Origin of the sequence: Burkholderia sp. MSHR3999 (assembly GCF_000833595.1) — a bacterium.
Classification (GTDB): Bacteria; Pseudomonadota; Gammaproteobacteria; order Burkholderiales; family Burkholderiaceae; genus Burkholderia; species Burkholderia ubonensis.
Window position 1 is genome coordinate 359,632 of record NZ_JRFO01000007.1, and the last position, 17,221, is coordinate 376,852.

14 protein-coding genes and 1 tRNA gene are annotated in these 17,221 nt (G+C 67.6%); 6 read left to right on the plus strand and 9 right to left on the minus strand.

Annotated features, from left to right (window positions below):
* Positions 1 to 238: 238 nt before the first annotated feature.
* Positions 239 to 311: transfer RNA gene (locus tag KY49_RS25195), tRNA-OTHER, on the minus strand.
* 336 nt (positions 312 to 647) lie between these two features.
* On the opposite strand from KY49_RS25195, the gene rtcR reads away from it, so the two are divergent.
* A complete protein-coding gene (gene rtcR / locus KY49_RS25200; RefSeq protein ID WP_042587183.1) occupies positions 648 to 2,270 on the plus strand; it encodes an RNA repair transcriptional activator RtcR in 1,623 nt (540 codons plus the stop codon).
* A 3-nt stretch (positions 2,271 to 2,273) separates the two neighbouring features.
* On the opposite strand, the gene KY49_RS36250 is transcribed toward rtcR, so the two are convergent.
* From KY49_RS36250 to KY49_RS25220, 6 genes are all read right to left on the minus strand, one after another.
* Complete coding sequence (locus KY49_RS36250) at positions 2,274 to 2,429, minus strand: hypothetical protein (RefSeq protein WP_231636481.1); 156 nt, start codon at positions 2,427 to 2,429, stop codon at positions 2,274 to 2,276.
* A gap of 33 nt (positions 2,430 to 2,462) precedes the next feature.
* A complete protein-coding gene (locus KY49_RS37685; RefSeq protein WP_156162609.1) occupies positions 2,463 to 2,600 on the minus strand; it encodes a hypothetical protein in 138 nt (45 codons plus the stop codon).
* Positions 2,601 to 2,656: 56 nt separating this feature from the next.
* A complete protein-coding gene (locus KY49_RS25205) occupies positions 2,657 to 4,060 on the minus strand; it encodes a hypothetical protein (RefSeq protein WP_042587184.1) in 1,404 nt (467 codons plus the stop codon).
* Between the two features lie 88 nt (positions 4,061 to 4,148).
* A complete protein-coding gene (locus KY49_RS25210) occupies positions 4,149 to 4,775 on the minus strand; it encodes a LysE family translocator (protein WP_042587185.1) in 627 nt (208 codons plus the stop codon).
* Positions 4,776 to 5,197: 422 nt separating this feature from the next.
* A complete protein-coding gene (locus tag KY49_RS25215) occupies positions 5,198 to 5,710 on the minus strand; it encodes a helix-turn-helix domain-containing protein (protein WP_042587186.1) in 513 nt (170 codons plus the stop codon).
* 203 nt (positions 5,711 to 5,913) lie between these two features.
* Positions 5,914 to 6,834 carry a LysR substrate-binding domain-containing protein gene (locus KY49_RS25220; protein ID WP_042587187.1) on the minus strand — a complete coding sequence of 307 codons (921 nt, stop codon included), beginning with the start codon at positions 6,832 to 6,834 and terminating at the stop codon, positions 5,914 to 5,916.
* Positions 6,835 to 6,942: 108 nt separating this feature from the next.
* Between KY49_RS25220 and KY49_RS25225 the strand changes: the two genes are divergently transcribed.
* Positions 6,943 to 8,025, plus strand: a complete 1,083-nt coding sequence (locus KY49_RS25225; protein WP_042587188.1) for a tartrate dehydrogenase — start codon at positions 6,943 to 6,945, stop codon at positions 8,023 to 8,025.
* A gap of 157 nt (positions 8,026 to 8,182) precedes the next feature.
* The gene (locus tag KY49_RS25230; RefSeq protein ID WP_042587189.1) at positions 8,183 to 9,493 is read left to right on the plus strand and encodes an MFS transporter; all 1,311 of its coding nucleotides are present in this window, start codon (positions 8,183 to 8,185) and stop codon (positions 9,491 to 9,493) included.
* Between the two features lie 147 nt (positions 9,494 to 9,640).
* Here the strand turns inward: KY49_RS25230 and KY49_RS25235 are convergent, their stop codons facing one another.
* Complete coding sequence (locus KY49_RS25235; protein WP_042587190.1) at positions 9,641 to 11,467, minus strand: alkaline phosphatase D family protein; 1,827 nt, start codon at positions 11,465 to 11,467, stop codon at positions 9,641 to 9,643.
* Between the two features lie 69 nt (positions 11,468 to 11,536).
* Positions 11,537 to 12,061 carry a shikimate kinase gene (locus KY49_RS25240; protein ID WP_042587191.1) on the minus strand — a complete coding sequence of 175 codons (525 nt, stop codon included), beginning with the start codon at positions 12,059 to 12,061 and terminating at the stop codon, positions 11,537 to 11,539.
* A gap of 207 nt (positions 12,062 to 12,268) precedes the next feature.
* Between KY49_RS25240 and KY49_RS25245 the strand changes: the two genes are divergently transcribed.
* From KY49_RS25245 to KY49_RS25255, 3 genes are read left to right on the plus strand one after another with little or no spacing between them, the layout of a single operon-like run.
* Positions 12,269 to 14,425 (plus strand): filamentous hemagglutinin N-terminal domain-containing protein, encoded by a 2,157-nt coding sequence (locus KY49_RS25245; RefSeq protein WP_042587192.1) that lies wholly within the window; start codon positions 12,269 to 12,271, stop codon positions 14,423 to 14,425.
* Between the two features lie 38 nt (positions 14,426 to 14,463).
* On the plus strand, positions 14,464 to 16,251 hold the full coding sequence (locus KY49_RS25250; RefSeq protein ID WP_042588718.1) for a ShlB/FhaC/HecB family hemolysin secretion/activation protein: 1,788 nt from the start codon (positions 14,464 to 14,466) through the stop codon (positions 16,249 to 16,251).
* A gap of 10 nt (positions 16,252 to 16,261) precedes the next feature.
* Positions 16,262 to 17,194 carry a peptidylprolyl isomerase gene (locus KY49_RS25255; protein ID WP_177315582.1) on the plus strand — a complete coding sequence of 311 codons (933 nt, stop codon included), beginning with the start codon at positions 16,262 to 16,264 and terminating at the stop codon, positions 17,192 to 17,194.
* Positions 17,195 to 17,221: the final 27 nt, after the last annotated feature.

The following is a 17,221-nucleotide window of genomic DNA, read 5'->3' on the forward strand; positions in this document are numbered from 1 at the left end:
TCCGCCGGCGGACGCGCATCGCACGGATCGGGGTGCGGCGCGAGCGGGCGGGCGGGGCTTCGGGCGCCGCACCGGTGCGCGCGGCGACGCGTGCTGCATGGCGTCGTCGTGCGCGTTCGCGCGGGCCGTCGGGCCGCCCGGCCGTTCGCGCGGAACCGCGACCGGTCCGACGCGCGGCGGGCCTTGCGGCCCGCGCCGGCGGGTACTGCTTCATCTACGATGTCTGTCCTCGCGGACAGCGTTCGAGCGGGATTCGAACCCGCTACACATCGGTTTTCACCGACTGCTCTACCCGAATGAGCTATCGAACAGGTGGGCGCCCCGGGAATCGAACCCGGGCTTACGCATCCAGCGCGCCCATTTGCCTTCGTCTGTCCATGGCGGCATGCGCGACCGCGACGAACGAGGTTCGGCGACGGCGCACCAGCAGGGCTCGTGAACCCTGGCTCGCGGGCCAGCGGGACATCCGGCCCGAAATACATAGCGAGGAGCGTGCCAGCGCGCGTGCCAGCGGCCGAAAAAATTCGCAATGCGTTGAATGGAAAGGGGAAATTTCTATTTGGCGTGGAGGTGCCTACGTTCTCCATCGACAGCAATATCCAGAAATTCTGATACGATCCGATCGTGTCTTATAAATTTGGATAAACATGCGCAAGACCGTAGCGATCGGCTTTCTCGGCACCGTGCTCGACCAGGGCGGCCGCGCGCACCGCCGCTGGCGCAAGTGGCGGCCGACGATTTCGCTGTGCGAGCAGCCGGACCTGCCGATCGACCGGCTCGAGCTGCTGCATCCGCCGAGCTACGAGCGCCTCGCGAAACGCGTGCAGGAGGATCTCGCGCAAATGTCGCCGCACACCGACGTGCGGCTCACGCCGATGGCGATCCACGATCCGTGGGATTTCGAGGAGGTCTACGCGGCGCTGCACGACTTCGCGCGCGCGTATCCGTTCGATCTCGACCGCGAGGATTACCTGGTCCACATCACGACCGGCACGCACGTCGCGCAGATTTGCTGGTTCCTGCTCGCGGAGGCGCGCTACCTGCCCGCGCGCCTCGTGCAGACCGGGCCGCCGCAGCAGACCGACGAGGGGCCGAGCGGGCCCGGCACGGTGTCGGTGATCGATCTCGATCTATCGCGCTACAACCGGATCGCGCAGCGCTTCACGCGCGAGCGCGACGAGACGGTGTCGTTCCTGAAGGCGGGCATCGCGACGCGCAACGCGCGCTTCAACGCGCTGATCGAACAGCTCGAACGCGTCGCGGTGCGCTCGCGTGCGCCGATGCTGCTCGTCGGGCCGACCGGCGCGGGCAAGTCGTTCCTTGCAAAGCGCGTGTATGAACTGAAGCGCGGCCGGCATCGGCTCGCGGGGCCGTTCATCGAGATCAACTGCGCGACGCTGCGCGGCGACGCCGCGATGTCCACGCTGTTCGGGCACGTGAAGGGCGCGTTCACCGGCGCGCAGAATGCGCGCGCGGGCCTGTTGCGCGCGGCGGACGGCGGCTTGCTGTTCCTCGACGAGATCGGCGAGCTCGGCCTCGACGAGCAGGCGATGCTGCTGAAGGCGATCGAGGAGAAGCGCTTCCTGCCGGTCGGCGCGGATGCCGAGGCGACCAGCGATTTCGAGCTGATCGCGGGCACGCACCGCGACCTGCGGCAGATGGTGGCGGCCGGCACGTTCCGCGAGGACCTGTACGCGCGGATCAACCTGTGGACCTACGAATTGCCCGGTCTCGCCGAACGTCGCGAGGACATCGAGCCGAACCTCGATTTCGAGCTCGACCGCTTCGGCCGCGAGCAGGGGGAGCAGGTGCGCTTCAACGTCGAGGCGAAGCGGCGCTATCTCGCGTTTGCCGCGTCGCCGCGCGCCGCGTGGGCGGGCAATTTCCGCGAGCTGTCGGCGTCGGTCACGCGGATGGCGACGCTCGCGGATGCGGGGCGCATCACCGAGACGATCGCCGAGCAGGAGGTCGAACGGCTCGCGCGCACGTGGTCGGCGGCGGATGACGCAGGCGATCTCGTCGGCACGGTGCTCGGCGAGCGCGCAGCGGCGCTCGACCTGTTCGACCGCGTGCAGCTCGAGCGGGTGCTCGATGTGTGCCGTTTGGCGGCGAGCTTGTCGGAGGCGGGGCGCGCGCTGTTCGCGGTGTCGCGGCAAAGCAAGAAGCAGCCGAATGACGCGGACCGGCTGCGCAAGTATCTCGCGCGGTTCGGGCTGGATTGGGATGGGGTGCGGCGCGCGCTCGACGGGGTGCGTTCCGTCGACCGGTAGACGTCAGCGACGCAGCATCGCAAGCGCCTGTTGTGCGAGCCGGGCGAAGTCTGCCGCCTGGTTGCGCGCACCGGCATGCTGGCCGCCGATCAGGCACAGGTGGGCGACGCGGCCGACGAGGTCCGCATCGGCCGGGCCGTCGATCCGCGTGCGGCACACCGAGATAAAGTGCGGCTTCGTTGATGTTTCCCGTTATCCCTGGATTCGCTCGGCGCACGGCCTGCCGGTCAATCCGCACGGCACGCTGGCCGACGCGAACGACGCCGATGTCGTGCTGTTCGCGAGCGGCAGGGAGGGCGTGCCGGCAGCGATCGTGGACAGCGCGTTCATCGGCGCATTCCGGCTCGACCCGGATCGTCAACTGACCGGTTCGATCTGTGTGTACGTCAATGCGCATCGTCCGGCTTCAATGCGCTGCGCAGTTGAAGGTACGCGCGCGCGTCCGCCTGCAGCGCATCGTACGGCTTCGCCATCGCACCCTGCAACTCGCCGAGCGCTTTGCGGCTGGCGGCCAGCACGTCATGACTGATCGCCTCCGCTTCCGGGTTGCCCGTCACTTCGGTGTCGCAGAACACGTCGTCGCAGGGCCGGGTCGTCGTCTGCGTCCACACGGTCCGGCCGTCGCGGAAGTATTGCTTCCACTGCATGCGGAACAGGACCGAGCGGTCTGCCGTGTCGATGTAGTAATCGATGTCGGCGCCGTAGCCGACGAGCGCGTCGTCGAAGAAGGTCCACGTCTCGGTCCGGATCGGCAGCGTCCGCTTCACCGGATACGCGTTGTCGAAGCGCGTGCGCAGTTCCAGTCGCCGGTACGGGCCGAATTCGATCAGGGACGCGTCGATGCCAGCCTCGTTGCGCCGATACCAGCGCGTCATGGCCGGCGTCGGCCGGATCGAACCATACAGGCGCGTGACGCCGTGCGTGCCGTCCAGATCCAGCTTGACCTGCGCGGCGGCGATCCGGCCCGGCGGCAGCCGGCCGGGCGCGGCGCCGGTCCTGACGCCGGCCGTCGTGTGGAAGTCGCTGCCGATATCGGACAGCGGGCAGCGCACGTTCCTGACCGACAGCGACATGCGCGGCGAGCTGGTCGTGAGCGCCGTCACGATCGGGATGGCGATTTCGGGCACGTTGACCGGCAGCAGCGCGTCGAGGCAATCCTGCGCGTAGCGCGGCGCCGCGCCGAGGTCATGGTCCTCGAAGCTGACGCCGTATTCGAGGCTGGGCGCGATCGGATCGAGCTGCTTGTAGTCGGGCGTGTCGGTCTTCGTGACGAGCGTGCGGTAGCCGGGCTGGCGCGTCAGCGCGTCGAGCGACAGGTCGACCAGGAACCACGCGATCGAATAGCCGCCGTCGAGCCGGTGCGGCAAGTCGAAGCTGATGGTGCGCGCCGCGTCGGCGCCGGCGCGCGGCGTGACCTTCGCGGGAAGGCGCAGGATCTCATCATCGACTTGCTGATGCCACTGCGGCTCCGGCAGGCAGCCCAGGCCCGGGCTGCACGAGAACAGGCGGTATCGGGTGGTGGCGCGCACGTAATGCGCGACGACTTCGACGTGGTCCGGCAGCCGGTTGCGCAGGTCGGCATTTTCCGCCGGCGTGAGGAACGGCATGTACAGATCGGTGAGCGCGATCGTGATGTGCGACGTGCCGGGCGGCGCCTGCACGTCGCGCGGCTTCGGGTCGCGGGGCGACAGCACGCGCCACGAGAGGAGCGCCAGCGCGGCCACGACGGCGATCGTCACGACGCGGCGGCGGGTGAGCCGTTCGCGGCGCGCATCGGGGGAGGAGGACATGTCGTCGATTGTCGTTGTCGTGCGTCCCGCTTCGTACGCGGGATCATTTGAATTCGGCGGGCGGCCGGATCGGCCGCCGCGTCCGCCGTCATCGCTGCTGCGCGGCGACCTTCAGCCCGAGCGAAATGAAGATCATGCCGACGATCTTGCCTTGCCAGCGCGTGAGCCACGACAGCCGCTTCACGAGACGGCCGAGCGGGCGGACCGACAGCGCGATCAGTGTCGTATAGAGCGAGCTGAGCGCGACGAAGATCAGCCCGAGCACCGCGAACTGCACGAACGTCGAGCCGCGCTCCGGATGCACGAATTGCGGCATGAATGCGAGGAAGAACAGCGCGGTCTTCGGGTTCAGCACTTCGGCTGGAATCGCCTGCAGATACGCATTGAGCGGCGTGACGGACGGCATCTTCGGCAGCGACGGATCGGACGGCTTCTCTAGCAGCGCGCGCACGCCGAGGTAGATCAGGTAGGCCGCGCCGACCAGCTTGACGACGTTGAATGCGAGCGCCGACGTCATCAGCAGCGCGGACAGCCCGACGGCCGCGAACAGCGTGTGGACGAAATCGCCGCTCGCGACGCCGAGGCCGGTCAGGATGCCGGTCTTGCGGCCGCCCTGCGCGGTGCGGCTCAGCACGAGCAGCACGGCGGGGCCGGGGATCAGGAACAGGCCCAGCACGACGGCGATGAAGGTGGTCAGCGTGGTCAGGTCGAACACGGGGGGGCTCCGGCAGATTGGCGCAGCGGCGGGGGATCGGTGCATTGTATTCGGTTCGGCGCGCGGGTGTGGTGTCCGGCATCGTCCATCGCCTGCGGTCTCATGCAAAACCTTCCACGCGTCGCTGAAAATGGATATGAGCGATCGGGAAGCGAGTCAGGTAGCGATGGCCTGATCGTGGCGCGCCAAATGAAGGGCGCTCAATCGTCTGCGAGGCGGAATGCGTCGGCCATCCGTTCCTGTTCCCGGGCAGGAAGCGCGAGTCGTGTCGCAAGCGTTCTCCATTGGCGGACGATGCCGCGGAAGTCGCCGATGATTTCGTCGGCATCTCGCAAATTCACTCGGAAGTATGCGCATACCTCGCGAGCCGAGCCGTCGCGGTTCGGGCAAGCCGTCCCAATCTGCGTAGACACCGATTGTCGTCATTTTCCGCGATGCTCCCCATGCCGTTTCTTCACCGGCTTCAGCAGCGCAGCCAGGTCGGCCGCCGTCGTGCCGCGGTCATGGCCGGGTGTGGTGACGTCGGATGCCGTCGCGTCTGCTCCTGCTGTTTGCGGGGCAGGGTGGGCAGTTGCGCGATCGCGCCGATCGGATGTGCGCGCGGTTGCGGCGGAGACGGAAGATGAGGTTCGTTTCGCGGGCCGTGGCTTGACGAGACGGGCATCCTGAAGCTGGTGACCGAACGCGTCCGCAGCGGCCAGCTTTCCCAGATCGTCCTGGAGACCGAGCACCTGCATGACGGAAAGATACGCGCCCATTGTGACGCCCGAACCGCCGGCCTCCAGCGAGCGAAGCGTCATCGGCGACATGCCCGCGCGTTCCGCGACCTGCTTGGCTGTCAGTTTTCGGCGCAAGCGCGCGAGCTTCAGCCGCTCGCCAAATTCGACGAGCAGCTGGCTGGATTTCGGCAGGAGCGGGGCTGTCTTCTTTGCCATGAGGCTAATATTTCGATGTTTTTGGGCCGATAACAATAAAATAATAGCACTTTTGATGCTGTAAGAGGGTATTCTGGCGTATCGGGGAATGCTTGAGTGTCAATATTCTGGCGATTTTATGGGCGATTCGCCAAAATATTGGCTTCGGATTGTATTGTCGGCGTGGGGCGCACGCTATGGCAGTGACCCGCGCGTGTCGCTCCCTACACTGTCTTCAACCTCCCCAACTCCCCCGCCAGAAAATCGACGAACGCACGAATTCGCGCGGACATCTGATGGCGCTGCGCATAGACCGCATAGATGTCCGCGCCCGGTGTCTCGTAGTCGGGCAGCACGACGACGAGGCGGCCGTCGGCGAGATAGTCGTTGATGTCCCATTCCGCGCGCATCAGGACCCCGTGCCCGTCGAGCGCCCATTTGACGGCGATCTCCCCGTCGTTCGTGGTCAGGTTGCCGTTGATGCGCACCGCTTCGGTCTTGCGCGCCGCGCCCCGGCCGCTCGTCAGCCGCCACACGCCATACCCTTCGTCGCCCTGCCGGATGCCGATGCAGTTGTGTCGCGTCAGGTCGTGCGGCGTGGCCGGGGTCCCGTGCTTCGCGAGGTACGCGGGCGCCGCGCACAGCAGCCGCCGGTTCGGCGCGAGCCGCCGTGCGACGACCCGCGTATCGGGCGGCTCGCCGAAGCGAATGCAGACGTCGAACGCGTCGTCGGTGAGCGGCGGCGGCATCACCGACAGCTGCAGCTGCACCGCGACTTCCGGGTAGCGTGCGACGAAGCGCGAGATCGCCGGCCCGACGTGGCTGCGTCCGAAGCCGAGCGTCGCGTTCACGCGCAGCAGCCCCTTCGGCGTCTTCTTCGCATTGCCGAGCAGTTCGCCGAGCTCGTCCATCTGGTCGAGGATCCGGCGCGCGTATTCCAGGTAGACCTCGCCTTCGGGCGTCAGCATCATCCGCCGCGTCGTGCGGTTCACGAGCGTCACGCCCGCGCGCTGCTCCATCAGCGTGAGCCGCTTGCTGACCGCCGCCGCGGTGAGCCCGAGCTCGCGCGCGGCGGCGCTCAGGCTGCCCGACGCGGCAAGCGTGGAAAAGAAGCCGAGATCGGCCGGCTGGACCGCATCCGCCATCGCTTCACTTGTGAATGCAGGTTAAAGATGCTTTGAGTCTAGCACCGGTTACTGCGCTTCAGGTTGAGTACAGTGCGTTCACGATCACGATCATTCGAGGATGGAGACATGAAGACGTACCGTATCGCGACGATTCCCGGCGACGGCATCGGCAAGGAGGTCGTGCCGGCCGGCAAGCAGGTGCTGGAGGCGCTCGCGCAGGGCAGCCGGCGCTTTGCGTTCGAGTTCGAGAACTTCGACTGGGGCGCCGACTACTACCGCCGGCACGGCGTGATGATGCCCGACGACGGGCTGGATGCGCTGCGCGGCAAGGACGCGATCCTGTTCGGCTCGGCCGGCGACCCGGACGTGCCCGACCATGTGACGCTGTGGGGCCTGCGCCTGAAGATCTGCCAGGGGCTCGACCAGTACGCGAACGTGCGTCCGACGCGCATCCTGCCGGGCATCGACGCGCCGCTGAAGCGCTGCGGGCCCGACGACCTGAACTGGGTGATCGTCCGCGAGAACTCGGAAGGCGAGTATTCGGGCGTCGGCGGCCGCGTGCACCAGGGTCATCCGCTCGAGGCCGCGACCGACGTGTCGATCCTCACGCGCGCGGGCGTCGAACGCATCATGCGCTTCGCGTTCCGGCTCGCGCAATCGCGGCCGCGCAAGCGGCTGACGGTCATCACGAAAAGCAACGCGCAGCGTCACGCGATGGTGATGTGGGACGAGATCGCCAAGCAGGTCGCGCAGTCATTCCCCGACGTGACGTGGGACAAGGAGCTCGTCGATGCGGCCACCGCGCGCATGGTGAACCGGCCGGCGTCGCTCGACACGATCGTCGCGACCAACCTGCACGCGGACATCCTCAGCGACCTCGCCGCCGCGCTCGCCGGCAGCCTCGGCATCGCGCCGACCGGCAACATCGATCCCGAGCGTCGTTTTCCGTCGATGTTCGAGCCGATCCACGGCTCTGCGTTCGACATCATGGGCAAGGGCCTCGCGAATCCGATCGGCACGTTCTGGTCGGTCGTGATGCTGCTCGAACATCTCGGCGAAACGGACGCCGCCGCGCGCGTGATGCACGCGATCGAAGCCGTGACCGCGGACCCGTCGCTGCACACGCGCGATCTCGGCGGCAGCGCAACCACCGCGCAGGTGACCGCGGCGGTTTGCGAGCACGTCGGGAAAGTCGCGGTCGCGGCGTAAGCGGCGGCGTTTCACCACTCGCACCGCGCGCGGACCTTCCGCCCGCGACTCGCGCATGCGACGCGAGCCGGGCAACGACGCACCTGCAACCGGCAGGCGTCGGGTTTCGACAGACGGAGAGTCCGAGCCCGGGCTCGACCCTCGAAGGAGGAGACACATGCAAGCCAACCTGGAATCCCGCGTCGCGCGGAAACTGATGTGGCGCATCATTCCGTTCGTGATGCTGCTGTATTTCGTCAGCTTCCTCGACCGGGTCAACGTCGGCTTCGCCGCGATGACGATGAACAAGGCGATCGGCCTGTCGCCGACCGCGTTCGGGCTCGGCGGCGGACTGTTCTTCATCGGCTACTTCATGTTCGAGGTGCCGTCCAACCTGATTCTCCATCGCGTCGGCGCGCGGATCTGGATCGCGCGCGTGATGATCACGTGGGGCATCGTGTCGGCCGTGTCCGCGTTCGCGGCCGGCCCGGCCAGCTTCTACGTGCTGCGCTTCCTGCTCGGCGTCGCCGAGGCGGGGTTCTTTCCCGGCATCATCCTGTACCTGAGCCTGTGGTTTCCCGCGAAGCAGCGCGCGGCTGCCGCCGCGTGGTTCATGGCCGCCGCGCCGATCTCGACGGCGATCGGCTCGCCGCTGTCGGGCGCGATCATGCAACTGCCGCCGATGTTCGGGCTTGCCGACTGGCAACTGCTGTACGTGATCGAAGCATTGCCGGCCGTGCTGCTCGGTTTCGTCGTGCTGAGGTTCCTGACCGATTCGCCGTCAAAGGCCGAGTGGCTGCAGCCCGACGAGCGCGACTGGCTGATCGCAAAGCTGAAGTCGGAAGCGCACGCGCGTCACGCGCATGCGGGCCACACGGCCGGCGCGTGGCAGGCGCTGCGCGATCCGCGCGTGCTGGCGCTCGCGCTGATCTACTTCGGCACGTCGGCCGGGTTGTATACGCTCGGGCTGTGGGCGCCGCTGATGGTCAGGCAGTTCGGCTTCAGCGCGCTGCAGACGGGCCTGCTCACCGGCATTCCGAGCATCGCGGCGGTCGTCGCGATGATCCTCTGGGCGCGTCACTCGGATCGCACCGAGGAGCGCACCTGGCACGTCGTGATTCCGTGCGTGCTGGCGTGCGTCGGCTTCATCTTCGCCGGGCAGGCGGGCACCGCGCTGCTGACCGTGCTCGCGCTCGTCGTCGTCAACATCGGCATCAGCGCCGCGAAGGCGCCGCTGTGGGCGATGCCGAGCATGTTCCTGTCGGGCGCGGGCGCGGCCGCGGGGATCGCGATGATCAATTCGATCGGCAACCTCGGCGGGTTCGTCGGGCCGTTCGCGATCGGCTGGCTGAAGAACGTGACGGGCGGGTACGCGGCCGGGTTGTACGTGGTTGCGGGGACGCTCGCGGTGTCAGCGGTCGTCACGCTGCTGCTGAGCCGGAAGGGCGCGCAGCGGGAGGTCGTGTCAAGGGTGCGGCACAATCATTGAAGGGCGTGCGAGTGCCATGCGACGAGCAGTCAGGCAGTGGGGGAAAGGAAGCAGCCACGCTGATTCGATCGATCATGCGCGTATGCGGGAGGAAGTCCACAGCTGATTTTCAAGCATTCGAGTGCCCGCCGCACTCGCACTGCATGTTCAAGGATATGCAAGCAACCCCTGCACATGCTCGACGCGTACCTCGACCGAGTCTCTCGGCACGGTCAACCGGATGCGATCGAGCAACGCATCCGCGGGTGCGGTGCCGTCCGGGTTCAACGGCTTCACCTTGTTGAACACCACGGAAAAGCGCTCCGGTGTGACGGTGGCCGATGCATAGCCCTGAGCGTCGTGGTCGGCGTGGCGCAGGTCGGGGTTGTTCGCCATCAGGAAGGCGTCGAGCTTGGCCGGAGTGGCCGCCAGCAATGTGAACGGCGTACCGCGCCATGCGGCTTTGATGTAGGAATAGAACGACGTGCTGCTGATGCCGGCGCACACGAAATCGACGATCACGGGCGTGCCCTTGGCGGGATCGGGATCGTCCCGCACGACGCCGCATTGAAACGCATGCAGGTCTCCGCTGATCGCGACGACGTTATGGATTCCCTGCTCCTTCAGGTACGAGAGCAGTTCGTGCTTGTGCGCGGGATAGCCGTCCCATGAATCGCAATCGATCACGAGGCGTGCGGCCGCATCCTTCGGCGCGCCCGGCATCACGGCCCACAGGCGATTCAACATCACTTCGTTGCCCCACACCTTCCAGGTCGCCGGCGAGCCCTTCATCGCGGCCTTCCACCATTGCGTCTGCACCGGGCCGAGCATCGACGGCGCGCGGCCAAGCTGCGCGGTATCGCGCGCCTCGAAACGCTGCAGCACGTCCTGCTTGACGAAGTAGCGCGAGCCGGCCGCGTCGTCGCCATGCACCGGATCGTGCCCGCGCGCACGCGCGATGGCCGCCTCGCTGACGACATGGTCGTCGCGGTACAGCCGCTCGTCCGTCATCACGAGATGCATCAGCATGCCGAAACGAAATTCGCGGTAGATGCGAATGTTCGTGTACGACGGATTGTCCGGCTCGAAACGCACGTCGCTCCAGTCGACCGGCATGTATTCCGCCCATGCGCGGCTGGCGCTGCGGCGGCGCTGCGTTTCCTGCCGTTCCTCGTTGGTGTAGACCTGATGATCCTGCCAGCAGTCGTCGGAGAATTCGTGGTCGTCCCATATCGCGATCATCGGCAGGCGCTGGTGCAGCGTCTGCAGGCGCGGGTCGGTGCGATAGGTGCGATACAGCGTCCGATAGTCGTCGAGCGTATCGGCGTACGCGCGGCCGTCCGCGAGCGGCTTGCCGTCAGGCAGCCGCAGCGGAGGATGCGCCGCCTCGACGGCGCCGGGCTTCGCGGCCTCGACCGTTTCATAGATGTAGTCGCCCACGTGCACGACGAAATCGAGATCGCTTTCGGCGGCCAGCAGCGTCATTGCTTGCCAGTGGTTGACGCTCCAGTCCTGACAGGTAAGCCATGCGAAGCGAATCCGGTCGTTGGCCTCGTTTGCATCCGGAGCCGTGCGCGCGACGCCCGTCACGCTTGCGTCGTCGCCGGCGACGAACCGGTAGTGGTACGTGGTCTTCGGCGAGAGTGCCGTTACCTTTGCACGCACGGTGAAGTCATAGGTGGCCAGCGCCCTTAGCGGTACGCGGGCGACGAGTGCGGAGAAATCCGGCTGCGTCGAGACTTCGAGCCGCAGCGGTATCGCGCGTGCAACCCCTTTCGCGCGGCGGCGCGGTGTGTTTCCGGGAACCGGCACACACCGCGTCCAGAACACGATGGAGCGATCGCGCGGATCGCCGCTGGCGACGCCCTGCGGGAACTGGTAGCGGCCCTTGCGTTCGGCGTGGGCAGACGGGGCCGCACGCGGCGTATCGAGCGCGCCGACGGCAGTCGCAACGGTGAAAAAGGCCGACGACTTGAGGAAATGGCGGCGATCCATCGTTCCTCCCGCACGGCAGTCCTGGCTCCCGCCACCGATCACACGTGAGGGAGCAGTCGATAGACGAGGCTACTGCGAAGACCCTGGCCTGAAAAGTCGTGACAACCCCGCTTCGACACGCCGCGCGATATCCGCCGCACACGCGTCTGCCGACAACCGCGCCGTATCGACGAGACAATCGCTGAACGGCCGCGACGCATAACCCTCGCGATACATCTGCGCGATTCTTTCCCGCTCCCAATCCGTCAGCACGCGCTCGCCGCGGTCCGACAGCGCGATCGCTTCCGGCGGCGCTAGCGTCGCGACGAACAGGCGCGCCGAGCGTGCGTCGCATGCGGCGCGCAGCCGCTCGAATTCCATGTCGCCGATCGGGTATGCGACGACCAGAAAACGTTTGCGCTCTTCCGCGATGCAGCGAACGATGCGCTCCAGCGCGATCGCCCATTGCACGTCGAATGGGGCGTCGTCGGGGGCATCGTGATCGTCGCCGTCGATGAAGCGGGCGTCCGGCAGCATGCGCGCGAGCGCGACGCCGATCGTGGATTTGCCGCTGTTGATCGGGCCGTTCAGGTGGATGACGATCAGGGGTGGCATCGAAGACATCACATCGGAATGAAAGCAAAAAGTAAGTATAAGTGTATGAATTCAGAAAGAAAAATAATCGGTAAACATCCCTAAAGAATTATCGGGCGGCGCCGTTAGTGTTCAGCAGAAGTTTAAAAAGCATCAAGGCAACAACAAACCACACGACCAAACAACCGAGGAGCGCGCGGCCGACGCAGCTGCGCGCATGACCAGACGATGGCACGCCGCAACTCGATTCGGCGCGCAGGCGCCGGGGGCCTGCGCGTGATGTTCTTTTGCCTGGCCGCGGCCGGCACGCTCCCGCGCTGTGCGCTCGCCGCCGGCATCGTGCCGGATGGCGGCACCGCGACGAGCGTTTCCTTGGCGCCCGATGGCCGGCAACTCGTCAATCTCGCGCCGGCCGTCGCCGGCGTGTCGAGCAACACCTATTCGTCGTTCAACGTGACGGCGGCCGGCGCGACGCTGAACAACACCGGCATCAACGCGCGGACGATCGTCAATCAGGTGACGAGCACGAACCCGAGCCTGATCCAAGGCCAGATCGACGTCGCGGGGCCGCGGGCGAACGTCGTGCTGGCCAACCCGAACGGCATTACCGTCAACGGCGGGTCGTTCGTCAACACCGGACACGTCGCGCTGTCCACCGGCAACGTGAGCTTCAACGACGTGCAGATCGCGCCCGGCGTGATCCAGCGCAACGTGGTGCTCGACACGGCGACGGGCACGATCGTCGTCGGCCCCGGCGGCCTCGCGAGCGCGCTGATCGGCCTCGACCTGATCGCCAAGACCATCCGGATCGACGGGCCCGTGAACAACACGTTCACGTCGCCGACGGCCGGCGTGCGGCTGCTGGCAGGCAGCAGCCGGGTCATGCTGGACACCGGGCTGTCGCCGACCGACGACAAGCACGACTGGCTCACGCGCAGCGCGACGATGAACCCCGACACGGCGTCGTCGTATGCGATCGACATCACTGCCGCCGGCAGCCTGACGAGCGGGCGCGTGCAACTGATCGTGACGGACCGCGGTCCCGGCGTGCGCAGCGCCGGCCCGCTGAACGCGTCGCTCGGCGATTTTCTGCTGACGTCGAACGGCAACGTCGAGCTGTCGAACACGAAGATCGACGTCGCGCAGGATTTCAGCATGATCGCGCAGGGCAGCATCGCGTTGACGGACACGCAGGTCAAGGTCAACGCCGGCAAGGCGAACCTCGCGACCGACGGCGCGCTCACGTTCGCCGGCAGCAGCCTGCTCGCGTCCGGCAGCGTGAAGCTGAGCGGCGCGGGGATCGCGCTGAACCCTGACGACGCGATGGCCGGCTCGACCGTTGCGTCGTCGCAAAGCGGCGTGGTGTTGAAGAGCACCGCGGACATCGTGAACGTCGGCTCGCTCGTGCAGGGGCAGGCCGCGATCGATGCGGATGCCGATTCCGCCGGCGCGGTCACGCTGAACGCGGCCGGCCGCATCCTGAACCAGTCGCTGCCGCAATCGCGGCTCGGCATCCTGTTCGGCGTGCAGGGCGACGTGTCGCTGACGGCGGGCGGGGACGTCGTCAACCGCAATGCGCGGATCCTGTCGAACCGCAACGTCTCCGTCGTCGCCGGCGGCGACCTGAACAACGTCGTCGATCACGACTCCGGCGTGCAGAACGGCGCGGTGGTCGGTTTCTCTGAGCGCGGCGGCCGCTTCCTGATCTTCCGCCACCGCAGCGACGGCTTCACCGTCGACTACGGCTCGCTGGCCGACGCGTCGAAGCTCGCGTACATCACGGCCGACGCGGGCAACGTGACGGTCCGCGCCGCGAACGTGACCAACATCGGCGGCTCGATCCTGTCGAACGGCGGCGCGATCGACATTGCCGCGCGAGACAACCTGCTGACGCAGGCCGTCTTTACCGGGCAGGCATCGTTTCGCCGCTCCTGCTTCGTGTTCTGCAGCTCGAGCGCGTCGTCGAACGTGCAGGCGTTCGGCGGCGTCATCGAGGCCAACACCGACATCACGCTGAAGGCCGGCAAGCAGATCACCAACACGGGCGGGACGGTGCTCGCGCTCGGCAACCTGACGCTCGATGCACCGAAGACGCTCGCGCAGGGCGTGCCCGGCTACACCGCGATCAACCGCGACCACGACCTCAAGGCGTGGTTCGGCAATCGCTGGGCGGCGATCTACGCGGCCGATACCGGCGGCATCTTCACCGGCGGTTCCGGCAAGGTGCGCCTGACCGGCGAAGCCGACATCGAAGGCGGCGCGTTCAACGCGCCCGGCGGCATCGCGGCGGACGGCGGCGTGGTGACGATTCGTGCGCCGCGCCGCGAGCCGCTGACGATCGGCAACGGCAATCATCTGGGGCTCGTGTCGTGGTTCGGCCTGTGACGTTTCGCGCGCCGGCCGTGATCGCCGGGGCGTTCCTGCTGGCGGCAGGCACGGCGTCGCCGCACGCGCATGCGCAACTGGCGGGCGGGCTGCCGCCCGGCGCGGCGGCGGGGCTCGGCGGCCTTCCGCCGGGCCTTGCCGCGCCGCGGGTCGAGCAGGACCCGGCGCAGCGGCTGCTTCAGGAGCAGCGCGACCGCCAGCGCCGCGACGAGATCGCGCAGCCGCCCGCGCAGATCGCGCTGCCGGAACAGCCGGCGATGCCGAACCTGCCGGCGGATGCCGACATCGAGACGCTGCCGGACGTCGCACCGACGTTCCGGATCGATCATGTCGAGTTCACTGGCGATGTGATCCTCGGCCAGCGGGAACTCGACCGGATCGCCGCACCGTTCGTCGGCAAGCAGCTCGGGCGCAACCGGATCAATCTGCTGCTGCGCCGGCTGACGGAAGCCTTCATCGCGCGCGGCTACATCACGACGCGCGCGTATCTCGGGCCGCAGAACCTCGCGTCCGGCACGCTGAAGATCAACGTCGTCCCCGGGCGCGTGGCCGCGCTGACGCTGAACGGCAAGCCGCTGCGGCCGCGCGATCCGGACGAGAAGTGGTACCAGGTGCGCGGCGTCGGACTCGTCACCGAAGCCGGCACCGCATGGGCGTTCGCGAGCGGTCCGGGCGACCTGCTGCGCCTGCCCGATCTCGAGCAGGGCGTGGACCAGATCAACCGGCTGCGCCGCAACCAGGCCGAGATCCAGATCCTGCCGGGCGAGACGCCGGGCGATTCGGTCGTCGCGATCTCGAACCGCAGCGGCGACCGTCTGCACTACGACCTCGGCATCGACAACTACGGCAGCTCGCAGACGGGCACGATGCGCTACCGCGCCGGCGTCGAAGCCGACAACGTGATCGGCCTGCAGGAATCGCTGTCGCTCAATTACGTCGGCACGACCGATACGAACGCGATCGTGCTCTCGGCGGCGGTGCCGTACGGATACCAGACTTTCAGCTACACGGTGTCGATGTCCGAGTATCAGCAGGCGATCGGCGATCTCGCGCTGCTCCAGGGCCGCACGTTCAGCCAGATGCTCGGCTGGAACGACGTGCTCGTGCGCTCGCCGCGCGGGCGCCTGAGCGTCGACGTGACGCTCAACAAGCTGCGCACGGAACGCGACGTGAACGGCATTGCGCTGTCGCCGCAGAACCTCACGGTGCTGCGCGTCGGGCTGAACGGGCTGGCCCGGTTCGTCGCGCGCGGCCAGGGCGCGGCGGCGACCTGGGACGTCGGCGTGTCGCAGGGGCTGCCGTGGCTCGCGGCGAATCACGATACGTCCGACATCGGCGTCGACGACGCGCACAGCCAGTTCACGAAGCTCGACGCGACCGCGACGCTGCAGATGTCGCTCGGCACGCTCGCGGGGTCCGCATGGGCCTATCGCGGCACGCTGCGCGGCCAGTACAGCCGCGTCGCGATGTTCGGCAACGAGCAGATCTTCCTCGGCGGGATGAGCTCGGTGCGCGGCTTCACCGAAGGCGGGATCGCCGGCGACAGCGGCGTGTTCGCGCGCAACGAGGCCGCGTGGCAGAACGTGCCCGCATGGCGCGACGCGCGCATCGAACCGTATGTGTTTCTCGACGGCGGCAAGGCGCACCTGAATGCCCAGGGCGGCTGGCCGACGCTCATCGGCGCGGGCCTCGGCGCGCGTGCGCAGTGGCGCCGGAAGAGCGGCACGGTATCGGCCGAGGTGCTGGTCGGACAGGCGCTTGCGCAGCCGGCCGCGCTCGGCAGGAAAGCCACCGTGCTGCTCGCAACACTCAACTGGTCAGATTGAAGGAGAACTCATGAAGCGCATGTCGAATGGAACTGCCGTCGCGATGAAGCCGAGCCTGCCCGCGCTGGCGCGCCGCCTGTGCGCCGGGCTCGCCGCGGCGACGCTGTGCGGCGTGACGGCGCTGGATGCGCAGGCAGCCACCCGTTCCGCGAAGAAGCCCGCTGACGCGCCGCTCGCCGCTTCCGCTGCGTTGCCGGCCGGCGCGGTCGCGAGCGTGAACGGCGTGCCGATCATGCAGGCGCAGATCGACGAGGCCGTGCGCGCCGGGAAGGCGCCCGACACGCCCGCGCTGCGCGCGGCGCTGAAGAACCAGTTGATCGCACGCGAGCTGTTCCGCCAGGCGGCGCAGAAGCAGCACTACGACACGAAGCCGCAGGTCGTCGCCGCGGTCGAGCAGGCGAAGGCGCTCGCGATGACGCAGGCGTACCTGCGCGACCAGGTCAAGCCTGCGCCCGTGACCGATGCGGACGTGAAGGCGCGCTACGACGCGATCGTCGCGACGCTCGGCGAGAACGAATACAAGCCGAGCGTGATCGCGGTGAACGACGCGGACACCGCGAAGCAGCTCATCGCGCGGCTCAGGAAGGGCGAGGACTTCGCGAAGCTCGCGCAGGACAACAGCAAGGGGCCGGCTGCCGCGCAGGGCGGCGCGCTGAACTGGATTTCGTTCAAGACGCCGATCACGGCCGGCAACACGCAGAACTGGCCGCAGCCGCTGGCGGAAGCGCTCGTGAAGCTGCCGCAGGGCGGGCTGACGCGCGATCCGGTGCAGGTCGGCGACGCGTACTGGATTCTGCGGGTCGATGACAAGCGCCCGACGCAGGTGCCGGCGTTCGACCAGGCGAAGGACACGCTGCGGCAGCAGCTCGAGCAGGTCGCGATGGAGAAGGCTACCGCGCAGGTGGTCGCGGATTTGATCCGCAGCGCGCGCATTCAGCAGTAAGCGGTTACGCCGGGCATGTGCCTGGCA